The 19417-nt window shown below is 64.7% G+C and carries 27 protein-coding genes and 1 pseudogene; 21 read left to right on the top strand and 7 right to left on the bottom strand.

Annotation, left to right across the window (positions count from 1 at the left end):
* The 4 genes from ELI80_RS16430 to ELI80_RS09555 all read left to right on the top strand — a co-directional run.
* Nucleotides 1-195: single stranded DNA-binding domain-containing protein (locus ELI80_RS16430; RefSeq protein WP_438943063.1), on the top strand; the 195-nt coding region annotated here is incomplete at its 5' end.
* A gap of 60 nt (nucleotides 196-255) precedes the next feature.
* Entirely contained in the window at nucleotides 256-846 is a 591-nt protein-coding gene (locus ELI80_RS09565; RefSeq protein WP_236641419.1) for an SOS response-associated peptidase family protein, read from the top strand.
* A gap of 99 nt (nucleotides 847-945) precedes the next feature.
* The gene (locus tag ELI80_RS09560) at nucleotides 946-1248 is read left to right on the top strand and encodes a type II toxin-antitoxin system RelB/DinJ family antitoxin (RefSeq protein ID WP_438943062.1); all 303 of its coding nucleotides are present in this window, start codon (nucleotides 946-948) and stop codon (nucleotides 1246-1248) included.
* Nucleotides 1235-1516 (top strand): type II toxin-antitoxin system YafQ family toxin, encoded by a 282-nt coding sequence (locus tag ELI80_RS09555; protein ID WP_073068593.1) that lies wholly within the window; start codon nucleotides 1235-1237, stop codon nucleotides 1514-1516. The genes ELI80_RS09560 and ELI80_RS09555 overlap by 14 nt, the downstream gene beginning before the upstream one ends.
* 351 nt (nucleotides 1517-1867) lie before the next feature.
* On the opposite strand, the gene ELI80_RS09550 is transcribed toward ELI80_RS09555, so the two are convergent.
* Genes ELI80_RS09550 through ELI80_RS09540 form a run of 3 tightly spaced genes read right to left on the bottom strand, consistent with a single transcriptional unit; the run spans nucleotide 1868 to nucleotide 3929 of the window.
* A complete protein-coding gene (locus ELI80_RS09550; RefSeq protein ID WP_136651116.1) occupies nucleotides 1868-2581 on the bottom strand; it encodes a c-type cytochrome in 714 nt (237 codons plus the stop codon).
* A complete protein-coding gene (lspA, locus tag ELI80_RS09545; RefSeq protein WP_136651115.1) occupies nucleotides 2581-3066 on the bottom strand; it encodes a signal peptidase II in 486 nt (161 codons plus the stop codon). Before lspA (ELI80_RS09545) ends, ELI80_RS09550 begins: the two co-directional genes overlap by 1 nt.
* Nucleotides 3063-3929: a cation efflux transmembrane domain-containing protein gene (locus tag ELI80_RS09540; RefSeq protein WP_136651114.1), complete on the bottom strand. Its 867-nt coding sequence runs from the start codon at nucleotides 3927-3929 to the stop codon at nucleotides 3063-3065. Before ELI80_RS09540 ends, lspA (ELI80_RS09545) begins: the two co-directional genes overlap by 4 nt.
* Before the next feature lie 101 nt (nucleotides 3930-4030).
* On the opposite strand from ELI80_RS09540, the gene ELI80_RS09535 reads away from it, so the two are divergent.
* The 5 genes from ELI80_RS09535 to arsH all read left to right on the top strand — a co-directional run bounded on the left by ELI80_RS09535 (nucleotide 4031) and on the right by arsH (nucleotide 7005).
* On the top strand, nucleotides 4031-4339 hold the full coding sequence (locus tag ELI80_RS09535) for an ArsR/SmtB family transcription factor (RefSeq protein WP_236641418.1): 309 nt from the start codon (nucleotides 4031-4033) through the stop codon (nucleotides 4337-4339).
* 118 nt (nucleotides 4340-4457) lie between these two features.
* Nucleotides 4458-4790, top strand: a complete 333-nt coding sequence (locus ELI80_RS09530; RefSeq protein ID WP_136651112.1) for an ArsR/SmtB family transcription factor — start codon at nucleotides 4458-4460, stop codon at nucleotides 4788-4790.
* Nucleotides 4791-4818: 28 nt separating this feature from the next.
* On the top strand, nucleotides 4819-5883 hold the full coding sequence (gene arsB, locus ELI80_RS09525) for an ACR3 family arsenite efflux transporter (protein ID WP_136651121.1): 1065 nt from the start codon (nucleotides 4819-4821) through the stop codon (nucleotides 5881-5883).
* Nucleotides 5880-6296: an arsenate reductase (glutaredoxin) gene (gene arsC / locus ELI80_RS09520; protein WP_136651111.1), complete on the top strand. Its 417-nt coding sequence runs from the start codon at nucleotides 5880-5882 to the stop codon at nucleotides 6294-6296. Before arsB ends, arsC begins: the two co-directional genes overlap by 4 nt.
* The gene (arsH, locus tag ELI80_RS09515) at nucleotides 6289-7005 is read left to right on the top strand and encodes an arsenical resistance protein ArsH (protein ID WP_136651110.1); all 717 of its coding nucleotides are present in this window, start codon (nucleotides 6289-6291) and stop codon (nucleotides 7003-7005) included. Before arsC ends, arsH begins: the two co-directional genes overlap by 8 nt.
* Nucleotides 7006-7047: 42 nt before the next feature.
* Here arsH and ELI80_RS09510 read toward each other — a convergent pair whose 3' ends face one another.
* The 3 genes and pseudogenes from ELI80_RS09510 to ELI80_RS09500 all read right to left on the bottom strand — a co-directional run.
* Nucleotides 7048-7500: a MerR family transcriptional regulator gene (locus ELI80_RS09510; RefSeq protein WP_073068602.1), complete on the bottom strand. Its 453-nt coding sequence runs from the start codon at nucleotides 7498-7500 to the stop codon at nucleotides 7048-7050.
* 118 nt (nucleotides 7501-7618) lie between these two features.
* Nucleotides 7619-8434 (bottom strand): ZIP family metal transporter, encoded by an 816-nt coding sequence (locus ELI80_RS09505; protein ID WP_073068604.1) that lies wholly within the window; start codon nucleotides 8432-8434, stop codon nucleotides 7619-7621.
* 79 nt (nucleotides 8435-8513) lie between these two features.
* Nucleotides 8514-8680 (bottom strand): annotated as a pseudogene (locus tag ELI80_RS09500) (MerR family transcriptional regulator); the annotation flags it as partial.
* Between the two features lie 136 nt (nucleotides 8681-8816).
* On the opposite strand from ELI80_RS09500, the gene ELI80_RS09495 reads away from it, so the two are divergent.
* The 12 genes from ELI80_RS09495 to ELI80_RS09440 all read left to right on the top strand — a co-directional run bounded on the left by ELI80_RS09495 (nucleotide 8817) and on the right by ELI80_RS09440 (nucleotide 17640).
* The gene (locus ELI80_RS09495; protein WP_136651109.1) at nucleotides 8817-11045 is read left to right on the top strand and encodes a heavy metal translocating P-type ATPase; all 2229 of its coding nucleotides are present in this window, start codon (nucleotides 8817-8819) and stop codon (nucleotides 11043-11045) included.
* Nucleotides 11046-11368: 323 nt separating this feature from the next.
* Nucleotides 11369-11635, top strand: coding sequence for a methyltransferase family protein (locus tag ELI80_RS09490; protein WP_161596449.1), 267 nt, complete (start codon nucleotides 11369-11371; stop codon nucleotides 11633-11635).
* Between the two features lie 143 nt (nucleotides 11636-11778).
* Nucleotides 11779-12381, top strand: coding sequence for an SCO family protein (locus tag ELI80_RS09485; protein ID WP_136651107.1), 603 nt, complete (start codon nucleotides 11779-11781; stop codon nucleotides 12379-12381).
* A gap of 11 nt (nucleotides 12382-12392) precedes the next feature.
* On the top strand, nucleotides 12393-12851 hold the full coding sequence (locus ELI80_RS09480; RefSeq protein WP_201740602.1) for a copper chaperone PCu(A)C: 459 nt from the start codon (nucleotides 12393-12395) through the stop codon (nucleotides 12849-12851).
* Complete coding sequence (locus ELI80_RS09475) at nucleotides 12848-13465, top strand: SCO family protein (protein ID WP_136651105.1); 618 nt, start codon at nucleotides 12848-12850, stop codon at nucleotides 13463-13465. Before ELI80_RS09480 ends, ELI80_RS09475 begins: the two co-directional genes overlap by 4 nt.
* Before the next feature lie 106 nt (nucleotides 13466-13571).
* Entirely contained in the window at nucleotides 13572-14051 is a 480-nt protein-coding gene (gene lspA, locus ELI80_RS09470) for a signal peptidase II (RefSeq protein WP_136651104.1), read from the top strand.
* Nucleotides 14044-14457 carry a disulfide bond formation protein B gene (locus ELI80_RS09465; RefSeq protein WP_136651103.1) on the top strand — a complete coding sequence of 138 codons (414 nt, stop codon included), beginning with the start codon at nucleotides 14044-14046 and terminating at the stop codon, nucleotides 14455-14457. Before lspA (ELI80_RS09470) ends, ELI80_RS09465 begins: the two co-directional genes overlap by 8 nt.
* On the top strand, nucleotides 14454-15134 hold the full coding sequence (locus tag ELI80_RS09460) for a DsbA family protein (protein WP_136651102.1): 681 nt from the start codon (nucleotides 14454-14456) through the stop codon (nucleotides 15132-15134). Before ELI80_RS09465 ends, ELI80_RS09460 begins: the two co-directional genes overlap by 4 nt.
* Before the next feature lie 75 nt (nucleotides 15135-15209).
* Nucleotides 15210-15608: a hypothetical protein gene (locus ELI80_RS09455; protein ID WP_136651101.1), complete on the top strand. Its 399-nt coding sequence runs from the start codon at nucleotides 15210-15212 to the stop codon at nucleotides 15606-15608.
* Between the two features lie 216 nt (nucleotides 15609-15824).
* Nucleotides 15825-16487 (top strand): L,D-transpeptidase, encoded by a 663-nt coding sequence (locus ELI80_RS09450; protein ID WP_136651120.1) that lies wholly within the window; start codon nucleotides 15825-15827, stop codon nucleotides 16485-16487.
* Nucleotides 16488-16586: 99 nt separating this feature from the next.
* A complete protein-coding gene (locus tag ELI80_RS09445) occupies nucleotides 16587-17075 on the top strand; it encodes a DUF411 domain-containing protein (protein WP_236641417.1) in 489 nt (162 codons plus the stop codon).
* Between the two features lie 49 nt (nucleotides 17076-17124).
* Nucleotides 17125-17640: a L,D-transpeptidase family protein gene (locus ELI80_RS09440; protein WP_136651100.1), complete on the top strand. Its 516-nt coding sequence runs from the start codon at nucleotides 17125-17127 to the stop codon at nucleotides 17638-17640.
* A 151-nt stretch (nucleotides 17641-17791) separates the two neighbouring features.
* Here ELI80_RS09440 and ELI80_RS09435 read toward each other — a convergent pair whose 3' ends face one another.
* Nucleotides 17792-19066, bottom strand: a complete 1275-nt coding sequence (locus ELI80_RS09435; protein WP_236641416.1) for a DUF5930 domain-containing protein — start codon at nucleotides 19064-19066, stop codon at nucleotides 17792-17794.
* Nucleotides 19067-19417: the final 351 nt, after the last annotated feature.

Raw genomic sequence — 19417 nt, 5'->3', positions numbered from 1 at the left:
GTGGCAACCTCGGAAGAAGTAGGCGCCTACGCCGGACGCTTACGATGGGCGAAGGTGAACCTTGGACCAGGCGATCTGGTTCACGCGCGCGGCACGATCCGCGAAACCAGCTACGAAAAGGACGGGGAAACACGCTACGGCGTGACCTTGGCGGCCGAGCAGTTTGACCTGCTTTGCCCGAAGGATCGGCAATAGGAGAGCACGAACATCTGCAATCTTTATCGCACCCGCCCCAGCGCGGACGAGATCAGTCGGTTGTTCTCTGCTTCTGACCGAACCGGTAACGCCCCCTGGCCGATAGACGTTTATCCCGATCGGCTGGCGCCGATCATTCGGAACGGCGAGGACGGCCCCGAGATCGTCCAAGTACGCTGGGGCATGCCGACACCCCCACAGCACCTGAAGACGCAGCGCGATCCCGGCGTGACCAACATCCGCAACACCGCTTCGCCGCATTGGCAGCGCTGGCTTGAACCGGGGCACCGCTGCCTGGTGCCGCTGACGACCTTCGCAGAGCCGCGCGGCAAGGGCCAGGGCAACCAGTGGTTCGCACCGATCGCGGATGCCCCCGCGTTCTTTGCGGGCATCGAAACGCGGGGATGGCGCTCCGTCCGCAAGGTGAAGGACGGCGAAACGGTCGATGACCTGTTCGGCTTTCTGACCACGACGCCGAACGCCGAGGTCGCGGTCGTCCATCCCAAGGCGATGCCCGTGATCCTGTTCCGGCCCGAGGACTGGCAGGCATGGCTGACGCTGCCGTGGCCCGAGGCGAAGAATTTGCAGCGGCCGCTGCCTGACGGCGCGCTGCGGACGATCGAATCCGGCGAAGAGATGCCTGTCTGCTAGCAGCCTTGGCTATCGAAAGCCCGGCAACATGGGCCGGGTCTGCTGCGGCTGCGGCTGCGTCCCGTCGCACGCAGCAGAAGGGTTGTCCGTACGTCAGGCGTGCATTACATTGTCATTCATAAAGTAGGGGGCACGCTGATGGCTGCAAATAAACTGGTACAAGCCCGCATTGACGGCGAGGTTAAAGCAGAAGCCGCTGCTGTCTTGGCTGCAATGGGGCTCACCGTGTCTGATGCCGTCCGGCTGATGCTGACGAAGGTCGCGCGCGAGAAGGCGTTGCCTTTCGAGCCTCTGACTCCGAACGAGACGACGATCGCGGCGATGAGAGAAATGCGGGAAGGGAAAGGCAAGCAGTTCGCCACCGTAGAGGACCTGATGGCGGACCTGCATGCGGAGGATTGAACGCAGCAGTCAGTTCAAGCGCGACTACAAACGAGAGGCAAAGGGGCGGCATGGAAAATCACTGGATGCCATGCTGGTCCCCATCCTCGCAGCACTGGCCAACGACGAGCCGCTGGAACCCCGTCACCGCGATCACGCGCTGACGGGCGACTGGAAGGATCATCGGGACTGTCACGTTAAACCGGACTTGGTGCTGATCTACCGAAAGCCCGACGCGGAGGCGCTACAACTGGTACGGCTTGGCTCCCACGCTGAACTGGGGCTGTAAGGTTGGGATGCTCACAGCTCTGCCTGTCGTCGCGCCTCTGCTCACGCGGTCGCGGCTGAGGGTGGTGCAGGGCCAGCGGGCGGTCGTCGTAGCACGAGACCTCAATCGGTGTGTCGTAGAGCGCGGAAAGCACCGGCTCGGTCACGATCCGGCCGCCCTTCATGGCGACGACATGTCGGCCAAGCTGCGGAACGGCGGCGCCTCACCGCGCTGCTGACCCACCAAAGGGAAAAATCCGATCCTGCGCCTGCGCCTCCACCTCGACGGTGGTTCTGGTTGGGTGGGCGCAAGGGATGAAATTGCGCATGTGCGACAGGGCGCGAAACCTACGTCGATGGACGCCCGTCAATCTCACGGCAGACCCGAAAGGTATTCCGCCACTGATCGTACCTCTGCCTCGGTCAGCGTCGACGCGGCGCGCCCCATCATCATACCCATCATCGTGGTGGCCTGGCGCTCGCCGGTGGCGAACTGGCGCAACTGGTCGACGAGATAGCCGGCGTGCTGGCCGTTGAGGATCGGCGCGTCCTCCATCATGCTCATCATCGGTCGCATGCCCATCATGGGCATGTGGCCCTGGCTGGATGCGCCGTGACACATAGCACATGAGGGCATCCTCGGCTGGTGGCCGCCCTCGAAGATCTGCCGCCCGCGCTCGGCCAGCTCTCTGTCATCGACCGCGTCGGGCCGCCTGACCTGCCGGCTGTAGAAGGCAGCGAGGTCGGCCATGTCGGCGTCGGAGAGGGCGGCCGCGACGTCCGCCATGACGTCCGAACGGCGGTGCCCCGAGCGGAACGCCAGGAGTTGCCGGTGGAGGTAGCCGGCCCGCTGCCCCGCCAGCTTCGGGTAGAGCGGGTCGGGACTGTCGCCGTCCTCTCCATGGCACGTCGCGCAGGCCTCCGCCGCCAGGCGCCCCCCGCGACCGGCGTCGGGGGGCGGCGCTGTGGCAGGGGCGGACGGATCGCCGCCCCACCAGTCTGACCTCTGCGCGGACGCCTCGACGGCAAGACCGACCGCCGCGAGGAGGGCGGCTGCACAAAGCCCCAGCGAAAGCGACTTGCCCATCAAGTTGACTGCGTCGTGATGGCAGCTTCGCGCTTTTGGCCTCGCAGGCCATCGAGCAGCAGAAGCGCGGCCCCTGCGACAATCGCCATGTCCGCCAAGTTGAAGGCGGGCCAGTGATGGGTGGCGAAGTGAAAATCCAGGAAGTCTGTCACCGCTCCATGTCTCACCCGGTCGAGGACGTTGGACAGCGCGCCGCCGATCACCAGACCCAGGGCCACACTCAGCACGCGGCTTTGCGCCCTCCAGAGCCAGGCCGCCAAGACCGCCACGATGGCGAGGCTGACGACAGTCAGGGCCCACCACGGCATAACGCCGCCGAGCATCCCGAAGCTGATGCCCCTGTTGCGCACGAGCACGAGGTTGAGGATGGGCAGGACCTCAACGCTCTCTGCCAAGGTCGCGGAACGCAGGGCAAGAGCCTTGGTCCCCTGATCGAACGCAAAGGCCGCCACTGCGCAGCCCAGGCCCAAGGCACGGCCGCTCACCGGGCCTCACGCAGGTCGTTTCGGGCATCCCTGACGATCAACCACGAGGATTGCAGGAACAACCCGGCGATCACGGCCGCCACGACCAGATCGGGCCAAGCCGTGCCGGTCCAAGCCACGAGCCCCGCCGCAACCACGACCGCCGCATTGCCGATGGCGTCGTTGCGCGAGAACAGCCACACCGCACGGACGTTGGCGTCACCGGCCCGATGCGGGATCAGCGCCAGTGCCGCCGCCACGTTGACGACGAGGGCTATGGCACCAAACAGGCCCATGAGTTCGGCCTCGGGCTGGTTCAGAGCCAGCACCCGGTAGGCGGTGTTGGCAAGGACACCCAAGCCGAGCGCGCCCAGGAACAGGCCCTGAATGAGGGCGGAGCGCGCGCGCCAGAGCAGGCTCCAGCCGATGGCGAGAAGGCCCAGGAAGGTGATGAGGCCGTCGCCCAGGAAGTCGAGCGCGTCAGCCTTAAGCGCCTGCGAGCCCGAGAGAAAGCCGCCAGCCATCTCGACCAGGCCGTAGCCGACGTTCAAGACCACCACGATCCACAGCGCGCGCTTGTAGGCCGGAGTGATGTGGGACAGGTCGCGGGGCAGTTCGTCATCATCGTCCGCCCCGGACCCTGCCTCGGGCCGGTCCAGCCGGTCGAGCTGGTAGCCGAGGGCAGTCACGGCCTGTTCGACCTGTGGCCGCCGCGTGGCGTCGGCGTGCAGGGTCATGATCTGGGTGGCTGTCGAAACCTTCACGTCCTCGATGCCGACCGAACGCGCCGCCTTCTCGATCTTCGCTGCGCAAGAGGCGCAGTCCATGCCGGTGACGCGGTAGCGCGCCGTCTCGGCTTGGCTCATGGAAACCCCGTCGCTCATCAGCCATCTTCCTTTAACACGATGAGCGATATATATCATCAGGAGCTGATATGTCGAGTGCAACCGAACTCCTGGCAGCGCCAACCGCGAAGGTTCTGGCCGTGGCGCAGCAGGCCAAGCTCTTTCGGGGGCTGGCCGATCCCTCGCGGCTGGCGATCCTTGAAGCCTTGCGCTTGGGAGCCTTGTCGGTGAGCGAGATCGTCGCCGCCACCGGCCTGAGCCAGCCCAATGCCTCGAACCACCTGCGCTGCCTCAGCGAGTGCGGGCTGGTGGCGGGCGAGCCGCGCGGGCGCTTCGTCTACTACCGGCTGACCGATCCGCGCATCGGCGAACTGCTGGCCTTGGTCGGGGAGCTGCTAGAGGGCACGGCGCGGAACGTTGATAGCTGTGAGAACTACCGCGCCGACTAGCGCCGAGGTCGAGAAGTGCGTGTCGGTCAGGCTAGACCCTACTAAGTAGGGTTGTCCCGTAAGCAACGGAAGAGCCTTGTGCCTTGTGCATCCTGAATGATTCCATTATTCTAGATTTATGGAATCATCTCACGCTATCGCTGCCCTGTCCGCCCTTGCTCAGCCCACACGGCTGGAGTGCTTCCGGCTCCTTGTGCGTCATGAACCCCAGGGCCTGTCTGCGGGAGAACTTGCCCGCGCTCTGGACGTGCCGGCCAACACCCTTTCAGCTCATCTCACGATCTTGTCCCATGCAGGCCTGGTCGCAGGCGAACGGGACGGCCGCTCGATCATCTACCGCGCCAACCTGGAGCGCATGCGCGCGCTCACGATCTTCCTGCTCAAGGATTGCTGCGGGGGACGCGCCGAGTTGTGCGCGCCGCTCGTGGCCGAACTTGCGCCCTGCTGCTGATTTCCCGGAGATCTTCATGACGGACCACATGGCCGACGCATCCGCCCCTGCAGGGGGGCTTGGCGCCTTCGAGCGCTGGCTCTCGCTCTGGGTCGCGGGTGCCATTGTGGCGGGGATCGTGCTGGGCAATCTTGCGCCCGGCCTCTTTGCGGGCCTCGCCCGGATGGAGGTCGCTTCCGTCAACCTGCCCGTCGCCGTGCTGATCTGGGCCATGGTCTATCCGATGATGGTGGGCGTGGACTTCGGCTCGATCCGCCGGGTGGGCGAGGAACCCCGGGGCCTCCTTATCACCCTGGTGGTGAACTGGCTCATCAAACCCTTCACCATGGCCGCCTTGGGCGTACTGTTCTTCCAGTATATCTTCGCCGGCCTCATCCCGCCCGATGACGCGCAGGCCTATCTTGCCGGCGTGATCCTGCTCGGTGCCGCACCCTGCACGGCCATGGTCTTCGTCTGGTCGAACCTGACGCGGGGCGATCCGACCTACACGCTCATGCAGGTGAGCGTGAACGATCTCATCATGGTCGTGGCCTTCGCCCCCATTGTGGCGCTGTTGCTGGGCGTCACCGACATCGTGGTTCCGTGGGACACCCTGCTGCTGTCCGTGCTGCTCTACATCGTCGTGCCACTCGCGGCCGGCATCCTCACCCGCAACCGCCTCGGGGCGCAGGGCGGGGAGGCGGCGGTCGAAGCCTTCCGGGACCGCATCAAGCCTGTCACCATGGCGGCGCTTCTGATCACCGTGGTGCTGCTCTTCGGCTTCCAAGGAGAGAAGATCCTCGCAAACCCGCTGGTGATCCTCCTCATCGCCGTGCCCCTCCTGATCCAGAGTTACGGCATCTTTGCCATCGCCTACGGCGCGGCGCGGGCGCTGCGGGTGCCGTTCGACATCGCCGCGCCCTGCGCGATGATCGGCACCTCGAATTTCTTCGAACTGGCGGTCGCGGTGGCGATCAGCCTCTTCGGCCTGAACTCGGGGGCAGCGCTCGCCACTGTCGTGGGCGTCCTCGTCGAGGTGCCGGTGATGCTTTCCCTCGTGGCCTTCGCCAATCGCACCCGCCACTGGTTCCCCGAAAGGACGCGCCGGCCATGACCGTCACCATCTGGCACAACCCCGCCTGCGGCACCTCGCGCAACACCCTAGCCATGATCCGGGCCAGCGGTGAGGAGCCGGTCGTCATCGAGTATCTGAAAGCGCTCCCAAGCCGCGAGCGCCTCAAGGAACTGATCAAGGCCATGGGCATCACTTCCCGCGAACTGCTGCGCGAGAAGGGCACCCCTTACGCCGAACTGGGCCTGAGCGACCCGTCGCTCACGGATGACCAGCTCCTCGACGCCATGCTGGCGCATCCCATCCTCATTAACCGCCCCATCGTGGAGACGCCCAAGGGCACACGGCTCTGCCGGCCGTCCGAGGCGGTCCTCGATCTTCTCGATCATCCGGTGGCGGAGTTCACCAAGGAGGACGGCGAGGCGGTTCGCCGTGAGGGCGGACGCGATGCTTGAGAGGACCGGGCTTCCTGACCTTGCTACCGACGCCTTTGAGCGGCCGGACCCCGCTCGGCTGGCGGCGTCGATGCCCACGCACCCGCCGCGCATCCTGCTGCTCTATGGCTCGTTGCGCGAGCGTTCCTACTCGCGCCTCCTGACCTTCGAGGCGCAGCGCCTTCTCGACGCCATGGGCGCGGAAACGCGGGTTTACCATGCCAACGGCCTGCCCCTGCCCGACGACGCCGAGGCCTCCCACCCCAAGGTCGCGGAACTGCGCGAGGCGATGTTGTGGTCCGAGGGCCAGGTCTGGACAAGCCCCGAGCGGCACGGAGCCATGAGCGCGGTCATGAAGGCGCAGATAGACTGGATTCCGCTTCCCGGAGGCGCGATCCGGCCCACGCAGGGACGCGCGCTCGCCCTCATGCAGGTGTCGGGTGGCTCGCAGTCCTTCAATGCCCTGAACCAGATGCGCGTGCTCGGGCGCTGGATGCGGATGGTCACGATCCCCAACCAGTCCTCGGTCGCGAAGGCGTGGCAGGAGTTCGACGAGGCGGACCGCATGAAGCCTTCCGCCTTCTACGACCGCGTGGTGGACGTCATGGAGGAATTATTGAAGTTCACCCTTCTGACGCGGGGCGCCTCAGACTACCTCACCAGCCGCTATAGCGAGCGGAAGGAAGAAGCCGCCAAGCTGGAAGCGCGGGTGGGCCTGAAGAGCATCTGAGCTGCTACAGGTCGCTCCCTTTCCCAAGCACGTGGACAGCAATCATGCGTTCGCCCCGCCCGAGAGAGGATCCGGCGTCACGTCGAGTTCTGTCTGGCCATGGCACCGCTCGGCCAAGGTCTCGATCACCCGGCAATCCGAAATGGTCCCGCTGGCACATTGGGCGAGCATACGCTCCAACTCGCCCTTCAAGGCTTGCAGCCGGGCGATCCGCGCGCGGGTTTCAGACAGCTGCACGCGGGCAATGTCATCGACGGCAGCGCAGGACTGGTCGGGGTTGTCCGATAGGCTGAGCAGGTCGCGGATCGCCTCAAGCGGAAAGCCCAATTCACGCGAGTGGCGGATGAATGCCAGCCGATCCAGCGCGGCCCGGGGGTAGAGGCGCTGGTTACCAGCGCTGCGCTCCGGCGCGGGCAGCAGGCCGATTTGCTCGTAATAGCGGATTGTCGGGATCTTCACCCCGGCGGCCTGCCCCAGTTTTCCGATGGTCAGCATTACAAGCCTCCTAAAGCTATAGTTGCTGGAGACACTAGATTTTTGTATCGAAGGCGGCAATGGACGGTTGAGAGGAGGCCGGAGTGGCGCTGGTCGAACTTCGAGGAACTTCTCAGCCTCACGCTGCAGGGTCAGCAGATCTCTCGCCCTCCGATCGAACCGCTTCGTTCTGGGCTGGATCATGCGGATCATCCCCGAGCACCGTCTCCAGTCCAGCTGAAACCAGCACGAAGAGTGCAAGGCCACCAACGAAGGCGAGGACGGAGCCGTGCGTATCCTCGCGCGCTTCATGTGCCTCATCCAGCATGTCCTCGACGGCGGCGACGGAAAGAAGACCGGCGGCGAAGGCGAGCGCGGCGAGTTTCGCGGCATCAGGCGCTCCGCGCAGCAGCAGGTAGGCCAGAAGTGCTGCCCCGACGCAGTACAGAATGAAGGAAGCGGAGAGCATGATCCGGCGCTTCCTTGGCACGCCGTTCTCGCGCAGATCCGCCACCGCTGCGAAGCCCTCGGGCAGATCGGCAAGCACCTGACCTGCAGCAAGCGTCACGCCGAACGCCAACGAGACGGCCGTCCCGCTCCCGAGCATCACGCCGTCTGCCGTCAGGTCCACGGCAACCGCGACATAGATCATCCACATGCTGGTGCGATCGGTGCCAGTGCCCTTCTTCTGCTGCAGCCGCTCCACGCCTGCCTCGATCAGAACGTAGGCAACGCCGCCGGCCGCAACCGCCAAAGCGATCCACCACCCGGCGAGGCCCTCGAGCGCCGCGGGGATAAGCTCGACTGCGACGATGCCGATCACGATGCCGGATGCTGCGTGGAGCGCAAAGTTAAGCATACGTGGCGATGCGCCTCCGAACTCGGCAAGCATGCCGCCGGCGAAGTTTCCGAGGCCGGGCAGCAGCGCGAGCAGGAGGACAGCCCAAATTTCCATAGGTCTGGCGTCTCACGATCAGTTGTTCGCAGAACGCGTGATCAGCCCAGATGGTTCTTGCCTACTATCGCTCCGCCTTGAGCGCCTCGACCTCGCGAACGGCTTCCAGCGGAAAGCCCAACTCGCGGGCGTGGCGAATAAAGCGGAGCCGCTCAAGCGCCTTGGACCCGTCGAGCCGTGGGTTGCCCGGCTGCGCTCGACCTCAGGCAGCAGGCCAATCTGCTCATAGCAGCGGATCGTTGGCACCTTGACCCTGGCGCCCTGTTCCCAGCTTTCCGTTCGAAAACCATCATCTGCCCTCTTGAACCTCTAGTAGCTAGAGGAGCTAGGTCATGAACCGGATGCGAATCAAGGGTGCCGTTCCGGCGCAGAAAGGGTCATCATGGCTGTGGAGGCTCAAGCAGGCGAGCGCCGCGAGTGGAACGTGTCGGGAATGGATTGCGGGTCCTGCGCCATCAAGGTGCGAGGCGCCGTGGAGCGGCTGCCCGGCGTGAGCCAGGTGAACATCGCCACCATGACCGAGCGGCTGTCGCTCACGCTCGACCCCGCGCGGACGCCGCCCGAGAAGGTGGAGGCGGCGGTGAAGTCCTTGGGCTACGGTATCGCGCCGCGCGGCACGGTGAAGGAGCGCAAGCCCTTCGTCCTGCCCTCGGGCGCCGCGGCGCCGCCACAGTCCTTCGACGAGCGGGTCCGCGATCTCCCAGAGGACCGCGAGGACGACCCTGTAGAGCGGGGGCAGGCCTGGTGGCGTCGACCCAAGGGTCAGCTTGTTATCGTCACGGGGCTCCTGCTGGCAGGGGCCTGGGGGTTCGAGTTGCTGACCTCGGCCGATGTGGGCCGTTGGGCCTTTGTCCTCGCTACGCTGATCGGACTCGCGCCCGTGGCACGGCGGGCCTTTGCGGCCGCACGCATGGGCCAACCCTTCACCATCGAGATGCTGATGACCATCGCGGCCGCGGGGGCGCTGGTCATTGACGCGGCCGAGGAGGCGGCGCTCGTGGTGTTCCTGTTCGCCGTGGGCGAGGTCCTGGAAGGGGTGGCCGCCAATCGGGCCCGCGCCAGCATCCGCGCGCTCTCGAACCTCGTGCCGAAGACAGCGCTCCTTGAGGTGAGCGGCACCACGCGCCAGGTGGCCGCAGCCTCGCTGCAGGTCGGGCAGGTCGTACTCGTGCGTCCAGGCGACCGGATCCCGGCGGATGGCGAGATCCTGGAGGGCATTTCGGGTGTGGACGAGAGCCCCGTGACGGGCGAGAGCGTGCCCAGGACCAAGGGTCCGGGCGAGCCGGTCTTCGCCGGCTCGATCAATGCCGAAGCCGCGCTGCGCGTACGCGTGACCCGTGCGGCCGAGGACAACACCATCGCTCGCATCATCCGCCTCGTGGAAGAGGCCGAGAGCGCCCGCGCGCCCACGGAGCGCTTCATCGACCGCTTCAGCCGGATCTACATGCCGGCCGTGGTGGGGGTGGCGCTGCTCGTCGTTCTCGTGCCGCCACTGGCCTTCGGCCAAGAGTGGGGAACCTGGATCTATCGCGGCCTGGCGCTCCTGCTCATCGGCTGCCCCTGCGCGCTGGTGATTTCGGTCCCGGCCTCCATCGCCTCGGCCCTCTCGTCGGGGGCGCGACGCGGGCTCCTGATGAAGGGCGGAGCGGTGATCGAGGCCACGGCCAAGATCACTCGTGTGGCTTACGACAAGACGGGTACGCTGACGGTGGGCCGGCCCCAGGTTACCGACGTGGTCCCGCTCAGTGCGGACGCGTCCGAACTCCTGGCCGTAGCCGCCGCGGTCGAGGCCGGGTCGAGCCACCCGTTGGCCGAGGCGATCACCGCGCGAGCCGAAGCTGAGGGCGTTCGACCGCTGCCCTCATCGGGCGGCAAGGCGCTTCCCGGCAAGGGTGCGGAGGCCTTGGTCGCGGGGGAGCGGGCATGGGTTGGCTCGCCCCGCTTCGCCGCCGCCGAAATGGGTGTGCTCGATAGCGAGGGCATCCGCCGGGCTACGGCTCTTGAGGAAGAGGGCAAGACGGTCGTGGTCGTGTTCCGCCCGCGCCATGCCCTCGGCCTGCTGGCGCTGCGGGACGAGCCGCGCGCGGACGCCCGCGACGGCATTCGCCAGCTCAAGGATCTCGGCGTCAGTTCGGTCATGCTGACGGGCGACAACGCCCGCACCGCGGCCGCGATCGCCGGCAGCCTCGGCATGGAGCACCGCGCCGAGCTGATGCCCGATGACAAGGTCGCGGAGGTCCGGGCCATGGCCGAGGCAGGCGGCGTCATGATGGTGGGCGACGGGATCAACGATGCCCCGGCCCTGGCGACGGCGAGCGTGGGCGTAGCCATGGGCTCGGGCACCGACGTGGCGCTCGAGACGGCGGATGCGGCGCTGCTCAGGAACCGCGTGACGGACGTGGCCGCCCAGATCCGTCTCGCGCGTGCCGCCATGGGTAACATCCGCCAGAACGTCACCATCGCGCTGGGGCTCAAGGGGGTGTTTCTGGTCACGACCGTGCTGGGCTTCACGGGCCTCTGGATCGCCATCCTCGCGGACACGGGTGCCACCGTGCTCGTGACGCTGAACGCGCTCAGGCTCTTGGCCTTCAACCCTGAGCGGGAGGCGTAGGGTGACAGTCTTCGGCTTCGCCACTCTCGGGGTTCTGGCGCTTTATCTTGCGTTGTTCTTTCTGGCATCGAGCTGGGCCGCGCGCGCCGCAGGGCGTCCGGTCTGGCTCTTCGGCCACGCCACCGGGCGCGACCGCCTCGCGGCCCGGGGCTTCAGGATAGCCTTCGCGCTGGCCTTCGTCGGACCGATTCTCCAGACGGCCGTCCCTGCGCTCTCCGAGGCCGACCCGCTCTGGTTGGAGCCCGGCGCGCCGCTCTGGAGCCTGCCGGGGCACTTCCTGGCCGTCCCTCGGCGCGATGCTGGCCTGGGCAGGTCAGGTCGGCATGGGCGCGTCCTGGCGCGTGGGCGTGGCCGAGGACGCCTTGGGTGAGTTGGTCACCGAAGGACTGTTCCGCGTGTCGCGCAATCCGGTCTTCACCGGGCAGCTTCTGCTTCTGGCGGGCGTGGCGCTGTCCATTCCAGCGGTCCTGACATGGATGGCGGTTCTCCTCTTCTGGCTTTCCGCCCGGGGGCAGATCATGAGCGAGGAGCGGCTCCTCGAGACCCGCTTCGGAGAGGCTTACCACGCCTGCCGCTCTCGGGTGCCATGATGGATCAGCCCCGTGCCCGGCAAGATCTGAGGCGATTGCTCGCCGACATGGCCGCTCGCCGCGAGGGCGCGCTGGCTGCGACGAAATGTTCATCAAAGGCTCGAGGTCTTCCGGCATGGCCTCATCCGGAGTAGATGCCCGTCATGAAACTGACTCTTGCACAAAAGATGTTGTGGGCCGCGTCCGCGCTCGCGCTGATTGCCTTTGCCGCTCTTGCCTGGACCGGCGGTCTGCGCGCGGGCGGCACGGGGGAGGCGGCGCAGGAAGCCTTCCGCCCTGAGTTCCGGCTGGAGGACGCGGCCGACCGCCCCGTGACGAGCGAGGGCTTCCGCGGGCGCTACCAGCTGGTGTTCTTTGGCTTCACGAACTGCCCGGACGTCTGCCCTACCACCCTTTCGGAGGTGGCGCAGGTGATGGATGGCCTCGGGTCCGAGGCCGATCGGGTGCAGCCGCTCTTCATCTCCGTGGATTCCGAGCGCGACGCCGGGGCGGAGCTGGCCGAGTTTACGTCGGCGTTCCATCCGTCCATCCTGGGCTTGGCGGGCAGCCCCGAGGCGACGCAGGCAGCCACCGAGAGCTTCAAGGTCTTCTTCGCGCGCGAGGACGATGCGGCCGCGCCGGACGGCTACAGCATGGCGCACGCCTCCGCGCTCTACCTCATCGGTCCCGATGGCGACTGGCTGCGCCAGTATGCCTACGGCATGCCTGCGGCCGACATCCTCGCCGACCTCCAGAACCGCCTCTAAGGATCATCGCCATGAAGCTTCCTGTTGCTGCTGTCCTTGCCTTCGCTCTCTCTGCCGGCTTCGTCCAGGCCGAACCCGTCCGACAGGGCGACCTTGAGATCGATGCGGCCTGGGCGCGCGCCTCGATCGGCAGCTCGCGACCGGGCGCCGCCTACTTCACCGTCCGCAACCTCGGCGACGAGGCTGACCGTCTGACCGGCCTGTCCTCGCCGGTCTCGGCCATGCCCATGCTGCACGAGACCACCCTCTCCGAGGGCATCTCCCGGATGGCCCATGTGGAGGCGGCCGAGATCCCTGCCGGCGGCGAACTCACGCTCGAGCCGGGCGGCATGCACGTTATGCTGATGGAGCTGACCACGCCTCTCAAGGAGGGCGCCACCTTTCCGCTGACGCTCACTTTCGAGGCCGGGGGTGAGATCACGGTGGAAATGCCGGTGTTCGGGCCGGGTGCCACGGGACCTGCGGAATGAACCTCTCACGCCGGCTCCTTCTCGGCGCAGGTGCAGTCACGGCACTCGGCGCGGGGACGCTGGGTCTTGGCTGGTGGCAAGTGGACGGGCCCGGCGCGGCGCGGCCGGCCGGCCCTTCTCTCAAGCTGCCTCGGCCGCTGAGCGAGATGGATGTCACTCTCACGGACCATCGAGGCCGTCGCGTGACGATCTCGGACTGGGTCGGCCGGCCGAGTCTGGTGTTCTTCGGCTTCACCTACTGCCCGGAGGTCTGCCCCACGACGCTGAGCGACATCTCGCTCTGGCTCGATGGCCTCGGTGCCGAGGCCGACCTGCTCAACGTGGCGCTCATCACCGTCGACCCTGAGCGGGACACGATTGCGGCACTGGCTGACTACCTCACCTACTTCGACCCTCGCATCATGGGATACACCGGCACTCCCAAGGAGATCGCGAGAGTGGCCGAGGCGTTCCGAGTCCGTGTCGAGAGGCGTCCCCTGGGCGAGGACGACTACACCATGGACCACACCTCGGGCGTGCTCCTGTTCCGCGCAGACGGAAGCTTTGGCAGCATCATCGACTACCACGAGGACCGTGCCTCCGCCCTGCCGAAGATCCGGCGCGTCCTGTCTTGAGCGCGGCCTGGGAGGTTTCATCCATCTTTTTCATTGCGGTTGCCTCCTGGCGGATCGGCGCGGCTGAGGTCACCCGCTGGCTCGGCTGGCATAAGGGAGATGCGTGATGCGCTTGCCCTCCTTCATCGGCCTTGCTGTCTTGGCCTTGGTTCTGGATCAGGTGACCAAGACCGCGGCGCTGGCAATGCTCGATCACCACGTGCCTGTGCCTGTCTTTCTCGGGTTCAACCTGACGCTCGGTTTCAATACCGGCGCAAGCTTCGGCATGTTCGACAACACCATGGCCGACAGGCCGATGGTCATGGCCGCACTGACCGGCGCGCTCGCCATCTTTCTAGCTTGGTTGGGACTCAGGGCGCGGTTGCCTCTGGAACGCGCGGGCTTCGCGCTGATCGTCGGGGGCGCGAGCGGCAATATCATAGACCGGCTGCGCCAAGGCGCGGTGACCGACTTTCTGGACTTCTACTGGCGCGGCTGGCACTGGCCCGCCTTCAATGGCGCCGACGCCGCGATCTTTCTTGGTGCGGTCGCCATCCTGCTGGCTGGGATGAAGCGCCCCCAGAAGACCGGAGCCTCCGTTGGCTGACATCAATACGCGGCAGACCTTCGCCTTTCTGGTCGCGCTTCTGGCTACACTGTCGGCGCTTTTCATCGGCGAGGTGCTGGGCCAGATGCCTTGCACCCTTTGCTGGTATCAGCGCATCGCCATGTTCGCGCTGGCACCTGTCCTTGGGGTCGCGCTCTGGATCGGCGATCCGCGCGGGCGGCTTTACGCCCTGCCGCTGGCGGTGGGGGGACTCGTGATCGCCGCATGGCATTCAGGCCTCTACGCGGGGTGGATCCCCGAACCTGTGCTGCCTTGCACGGCGAATGGCCCCTCCTGCACCGACCACGTCGGGCAGAGCATCCTCGGCCTGCCGATCCCTTTCCTGTCGCTCGCGGCCTTTGCCGCAATCACCCTGTTTCTTCTGCCGAAAGGACGATCCGCATGAACCGTCGCAGCCTCGTTCTGGGCGCATCTGCCCTTGGTCTTGCCGCCTTCGCCGGCGGCTCCTGGTTGGTCAGGGACATGCAGGCCCGTGAAGCCGCCGCTGAAGCCGAGGCGCGCGCCGCCGCCATCCCTGACGCTAATGCACTTCTCCTGCGTCCCTCGGCGCCCGTCCTCGGACCGGAAGATGCGCCGGTCACACTCGTCGAATTTTTCGATCCTTCCTGTGAGGCCTGCCGCGCCTTTCATCCGGTGCTGAAGCAATTGCGGGCTGAATTCCCAGATAGCCTACGCATCGTCATGCGTTATGCGGCATTCCATCAGGGTTCGGACGAAGCCGTGGCAATTCTGGAGGCCGCGCGGCGCCAGGACTTGTTCGAGCCTGTGCTCAATGCGTTGCTCGAGAGCCAGCCGGCTTGGGCGCGGCATGACAGGCCGAATCTGGACATTGCCTGGGATGCTGCGGAAGCGGCCGGCCTCGACATCTCGACCCGCGACATCGAGACGAAATATCCCGCAACCGTTGCGATCCTGACACAGGATCGGGCCGATATCGAGGCACTCGGGGTGCGTGCGACCCCGACCTTCTACCTTGATGGGCAAGAGCTGACCGATGTCAGCTTCCAAAGCTTGGCGGAATTGGTGCGGGAGGCGGTTGTCGAGGCAACACAACAAGGATAGTCCATCGCCCCCGGATCGTTCGATTGCCTGGGTCGAAGCCTCCACTTCTGCACACGGTTTTGCTATCGCGCTCCGATGGACACCAAGCTCCCGCCCCGCTACCCTTCCACCATGCTGCGCATGTTAGTGGTTATCTTCACCGCTCTCACATTGAATGTCGCGCTGCTTGCGGCAACGGCACATAGCCTCAGCGTGGATACACGACAGGCGGTTCAAAAGATGCCGGAAGAGCTGGCCGGGGAAGCTTCTCTAATCTACGCCGACTGCTTGTCTTGCACGGTCGAAAGCGATCCTGAGAAGGATGGCACGACCTGCGACTGGGCTTGTCTGGCACTCACAGCCATTACCCCTGACTTTCTAACGAATCCGTCAACTCAGGTTGCGGTAAAGGCCCAAGCTTTGTTTTCGGCATTAAGCTTGAACGGGATCAGTCCGCCATTGCAAGAACGGCCTCCCAGACTTCATACTGCCTGATCAAGCGCGGTATTGGAGCGTAAACTCCCCTTACCCTGAACTATACAGCGGCCAATTCCATAAGCTGCCGCTGGATGTGGTTACCCGGTGCCGGAGAGCGCCGCGCGCGATCAGAGCAGAGCCGCCAAAAGCGCGCGGATTTACAAGCCGCACGCCAATTGGCGCATTTTTCAAGCCAAAAAAGCGTTAAACAAGCAGAAAAATTGGACAGTGACCATGAAAACACGAGGACTTGCAGCCTTTGGCCTGAGCCGCCGAAGCTTCGTCGGTGGCCTTTTTGCAGCGGGATATGGCGCCTTGGGCGCCAATGCGCAGCAAATCGACTCGAGTACTGGCCTTCCCATCTACGGCAATGCCGAGCAGGGCCGCGCGCCCGATGTCGGCGTGTATCAGATCGACCCCAATGCCGATAGCCGCCGCAACATCTCGTCTTTCCGTTCCAGGCACTGGAGCGACTTCTTCAGCGACATAGGCGCCGGCGTGATCCTTGCCGACATTAACTCGAAGGCGCTGCACTACTGGAATGGCGACGAGACTATCTATCGCGTCTATCCGTGTTCAATCCCGGTATCTGAAGATCTGACCAAGCGCGGCCTGACCGAAATCGTTCGCAAGGCCAAGAACCCTCCCTGGACGCCGACACCTGATATGCGTCGGCGCACCCCTGACCTGCCACTGCGCGTGGAGGGAGGGGATCCAGATAATCCGCTTGGGCCCTACGGCCTGTATCTATCATGGCCAGCCTATCTTATACATGGCACCCATGACACCAGGAAGATCGGTCGGCGTTCATCCAATGGATGCTATGGGCTGTACAACGAACATATCACCGAACTTTATGGCATGGCCGAGGTCGGCACTCAGGTTGCTATATTCTAGAACATGGCATCGGTGCAGTTGTTCGGGACTGCGCCGTTCTCGTCTGAAGTCAATCGGACGGACCGTGGAAAGCTCGGCTATAATAAAGAAGGTCAAAACATGAGAAATCGCGCTGTTAAGGCAATGGCAACTCGCATCAGGCTATTCGCATTGATCTTGTTGGGCACGTATGGTGCAGCGGCTGCTCAGACGCAGAACAAAGACATACATGTCGTGGAGGGTGTGGGATGCGAGTGCTGTGTGAAATGGACGGAATATCTTCGTGAAAACGGGTTCGCTGTCACATCAGAAAAGAGCCTTGGCACTCTCTTGATCCAGCACAAGATTTATTTGGGCGTCCCGATATCTCACCAGTCCTGCCATACTGGGGAGGTGGAAGGGTATTTTATTGAAGGTCATGTGCCGGCCGCTGACATTCGCAGATTGCTGCAGGAGCGGCCGGATGCGGCAGGTCTTGCGGTGCCGGGCATGCCATATGGCAGCCCGGGCATGGGCCCGGAAGATAAGCGTGAAGCCTATGAGGTCCTGTTGGTCCGCAACGACGGAAGCAGCGAGATCTTCAATAGCTACCCTGCGGCTGACCTGTGACTGAGTCCCGCAAGTTACATCCTTTCCGCCCATCTTGGAGAATCCCTGAATGATGAAACTGAGCCGACGTGGGTTTTCGCTGATGGCTCTTGCTGCATTGGCAGCGTGTGGAGTCCGAGAGCCGCAGCTCAAGCGATATTCTGGACCCCCGGTCACGCAGGTCGTTGTCTATAAGGGGCGGCGGCACATGTATTTGCTGAGCGGGAACACTGTATTGAAATCTTATAACTTCGGACTCGGATTTCAACCGCTTGGCCATAAACAATTCGAAGGTGACGGCAAGACACCGGAGGGGGTTTATTTTATTGATCGCTTCAACCCTCAAAGTCGATACCATCTTTCGGTCGGGATTTCCTATCCGAACGAGCGTGATCGGGAATATGCAGCGCAATTCAATCTCAGCGCCGGGAGCGATATCATGTTTCATGGTCGCGGACCGGAAGGGAACAAGCTGGCTCGCGGGAATCGAGACTGGACTGCGGGATGCATTGCCGTCCGGGATGATGAAATCGAAGATATCTATGCCATGCTGCGGCCGGGTGTTCCGGTCCTGATCTATCCGTAACCAACAGATCAATCCTGGCGCCCCGGATCGAAAAGGCCTGTCGTGTGAAGGTAACGTTGAGCCGGTTTGTAATGGGCGCGCTGGATGCCCGGTGTCACGACGGCAGAGCGGCCCGACCCTCCGGTGGAATCTTAAGTGCGCGCTGGCCTGCTCAGAGAAGGTCTCGGCCGGCGTGGATGTAGCGCATCGGATCGACTGCCTCGCCGTTCACGCGCACCTCGTAGTGGAGGTGGGGTCCTGTCGAGCGGCCCGAGTTGCCCATGTCACCTACCCGCTCGCCGCGCGCGACCGCCTGGCCCACCTTGACGCGGGTGGCGTTGAGGTGCGGGTAGCGGGTTTCCAGACCGAAGGGGTGCTGAACGATGACGATCCGACCGTAACCGTTCTGCCAGCCAGCGAAGGTGACGACCCCATCGGCCGTGGCGTAGACGGGGGTGCCGACAGGCCCGGCCATGTCCACGCCTTTGTGCATTCGACCCCAGCGCGGGCCGAAGGGCGAGGTGTACCTGAAGGCGTCTTGCACCGGCATGGCGAGCGGCACGGATTCAAGGGCTAAGCGGTAGTGGTCGAGTTCGTCGAGCCGGTCGACGATGCGGTTCGCGCGCACGGTCGCGTCCTCCAGCGAGGCCTTGCCCATCGTGGAGACCGCGACGCGAACCAACGGCGCCTCCTCATGGGACGACTGGCCACCCCTGACGGAGGCGAGCAACGCCTCCGAGTCAAGCCCGGTCGCGCGGAGCAGCTCGTCGAGAGGTTCGACCGAGACGAACAGAGTGTCCTCGATCTGCCGCAGGATTCGATCGCTCTCCTCTTCCCTCAGCCGCAGCTCGAGCTCCAGTTCGCCGGCGAGGCGAACGGCCTCGTTGGTCTTGGCGGCGGCTTGGTCGCGCTTGTCCACCGTCTCGGCCAGGGCGCGGGTCAGTAAGTCGAGCGTGCCGGCGAGTTCGTCAGCTTTTGGGTCCTGTGACGCAGTCGACGCAGAGAGTGCGACACCGGTCTCTTCCATGGTACGGCGCAGGGTGTCTCGGGCGGCCTGAAACTCGCTCTCCATCTCGCGGTTGCGGGACTCGAGCGCTAGAAGCTCGCTCTGCATCGACGAGATCTGCTCCATGGCGGCTGCAAACCGCTGCTGGGAGGCGCGTGCTTCCATTGCCCGCTGGTCGCGCTCCCAGCTGAGCGCGAGGGCGCGGTCCTCAAGGACGGCCTGCTCTCGCACGCTGACGGAACTGATCGAGTCCACGATCAGGACAGACGTGACCGTCAGGCACCACACCACCAAGAACGTTCCACCAGCCCAAGCGAAGGCCTGAAACGCGGGGCCTAGGCGAACGAACCGAACATGGTTGCCGGATCGGATGAACAGTCTTCGCTCGGGAAGAACGCACCCGATAAGCGCGCCTAGTCCTCGGAATGATCGAAGGCTCAATACCGTCGTCCTGCCTTGATGCGGTTCTGCCGCCGTCGGGTGACGGCCTAGTGGGGAGGCACCCACCTCGCAACCATCGACGAACTGACAAGAGCCAGGAAACGCACAAGTCGGCGGAAGACCGCTAACTATAGCGCGACAATCTTGATGAGACGCGTCACGTCAATCTGGATGAGATTCTACGTCACGACATCGGGCAGGATAGCCGGCTGCAGCAAGGGCGGCCGCCAAGCGGTCACGCGGCAGATCGCTGGTCAGCTCGACCTCGCGGCGGCTCTGTTCGATGACGATATGGGCATCCGCGTCTGGCCTGCCCCCCTGAGGTGGTCCGTTTGTAATCTTAGTGCATGA

It is taken from the genome of Paracoccus aeridis (assembly GCF_004923205.2).
GTDB lineage: Bacteria > Pseudomonadota > Alphaproteobacteria > Rhodobacterales > Rhodobacteraceae > Paracoccus > Paracoccus aeridis.
This window is presented reverse-complemented; position numbering and strand designations above follow the sequence as displayed.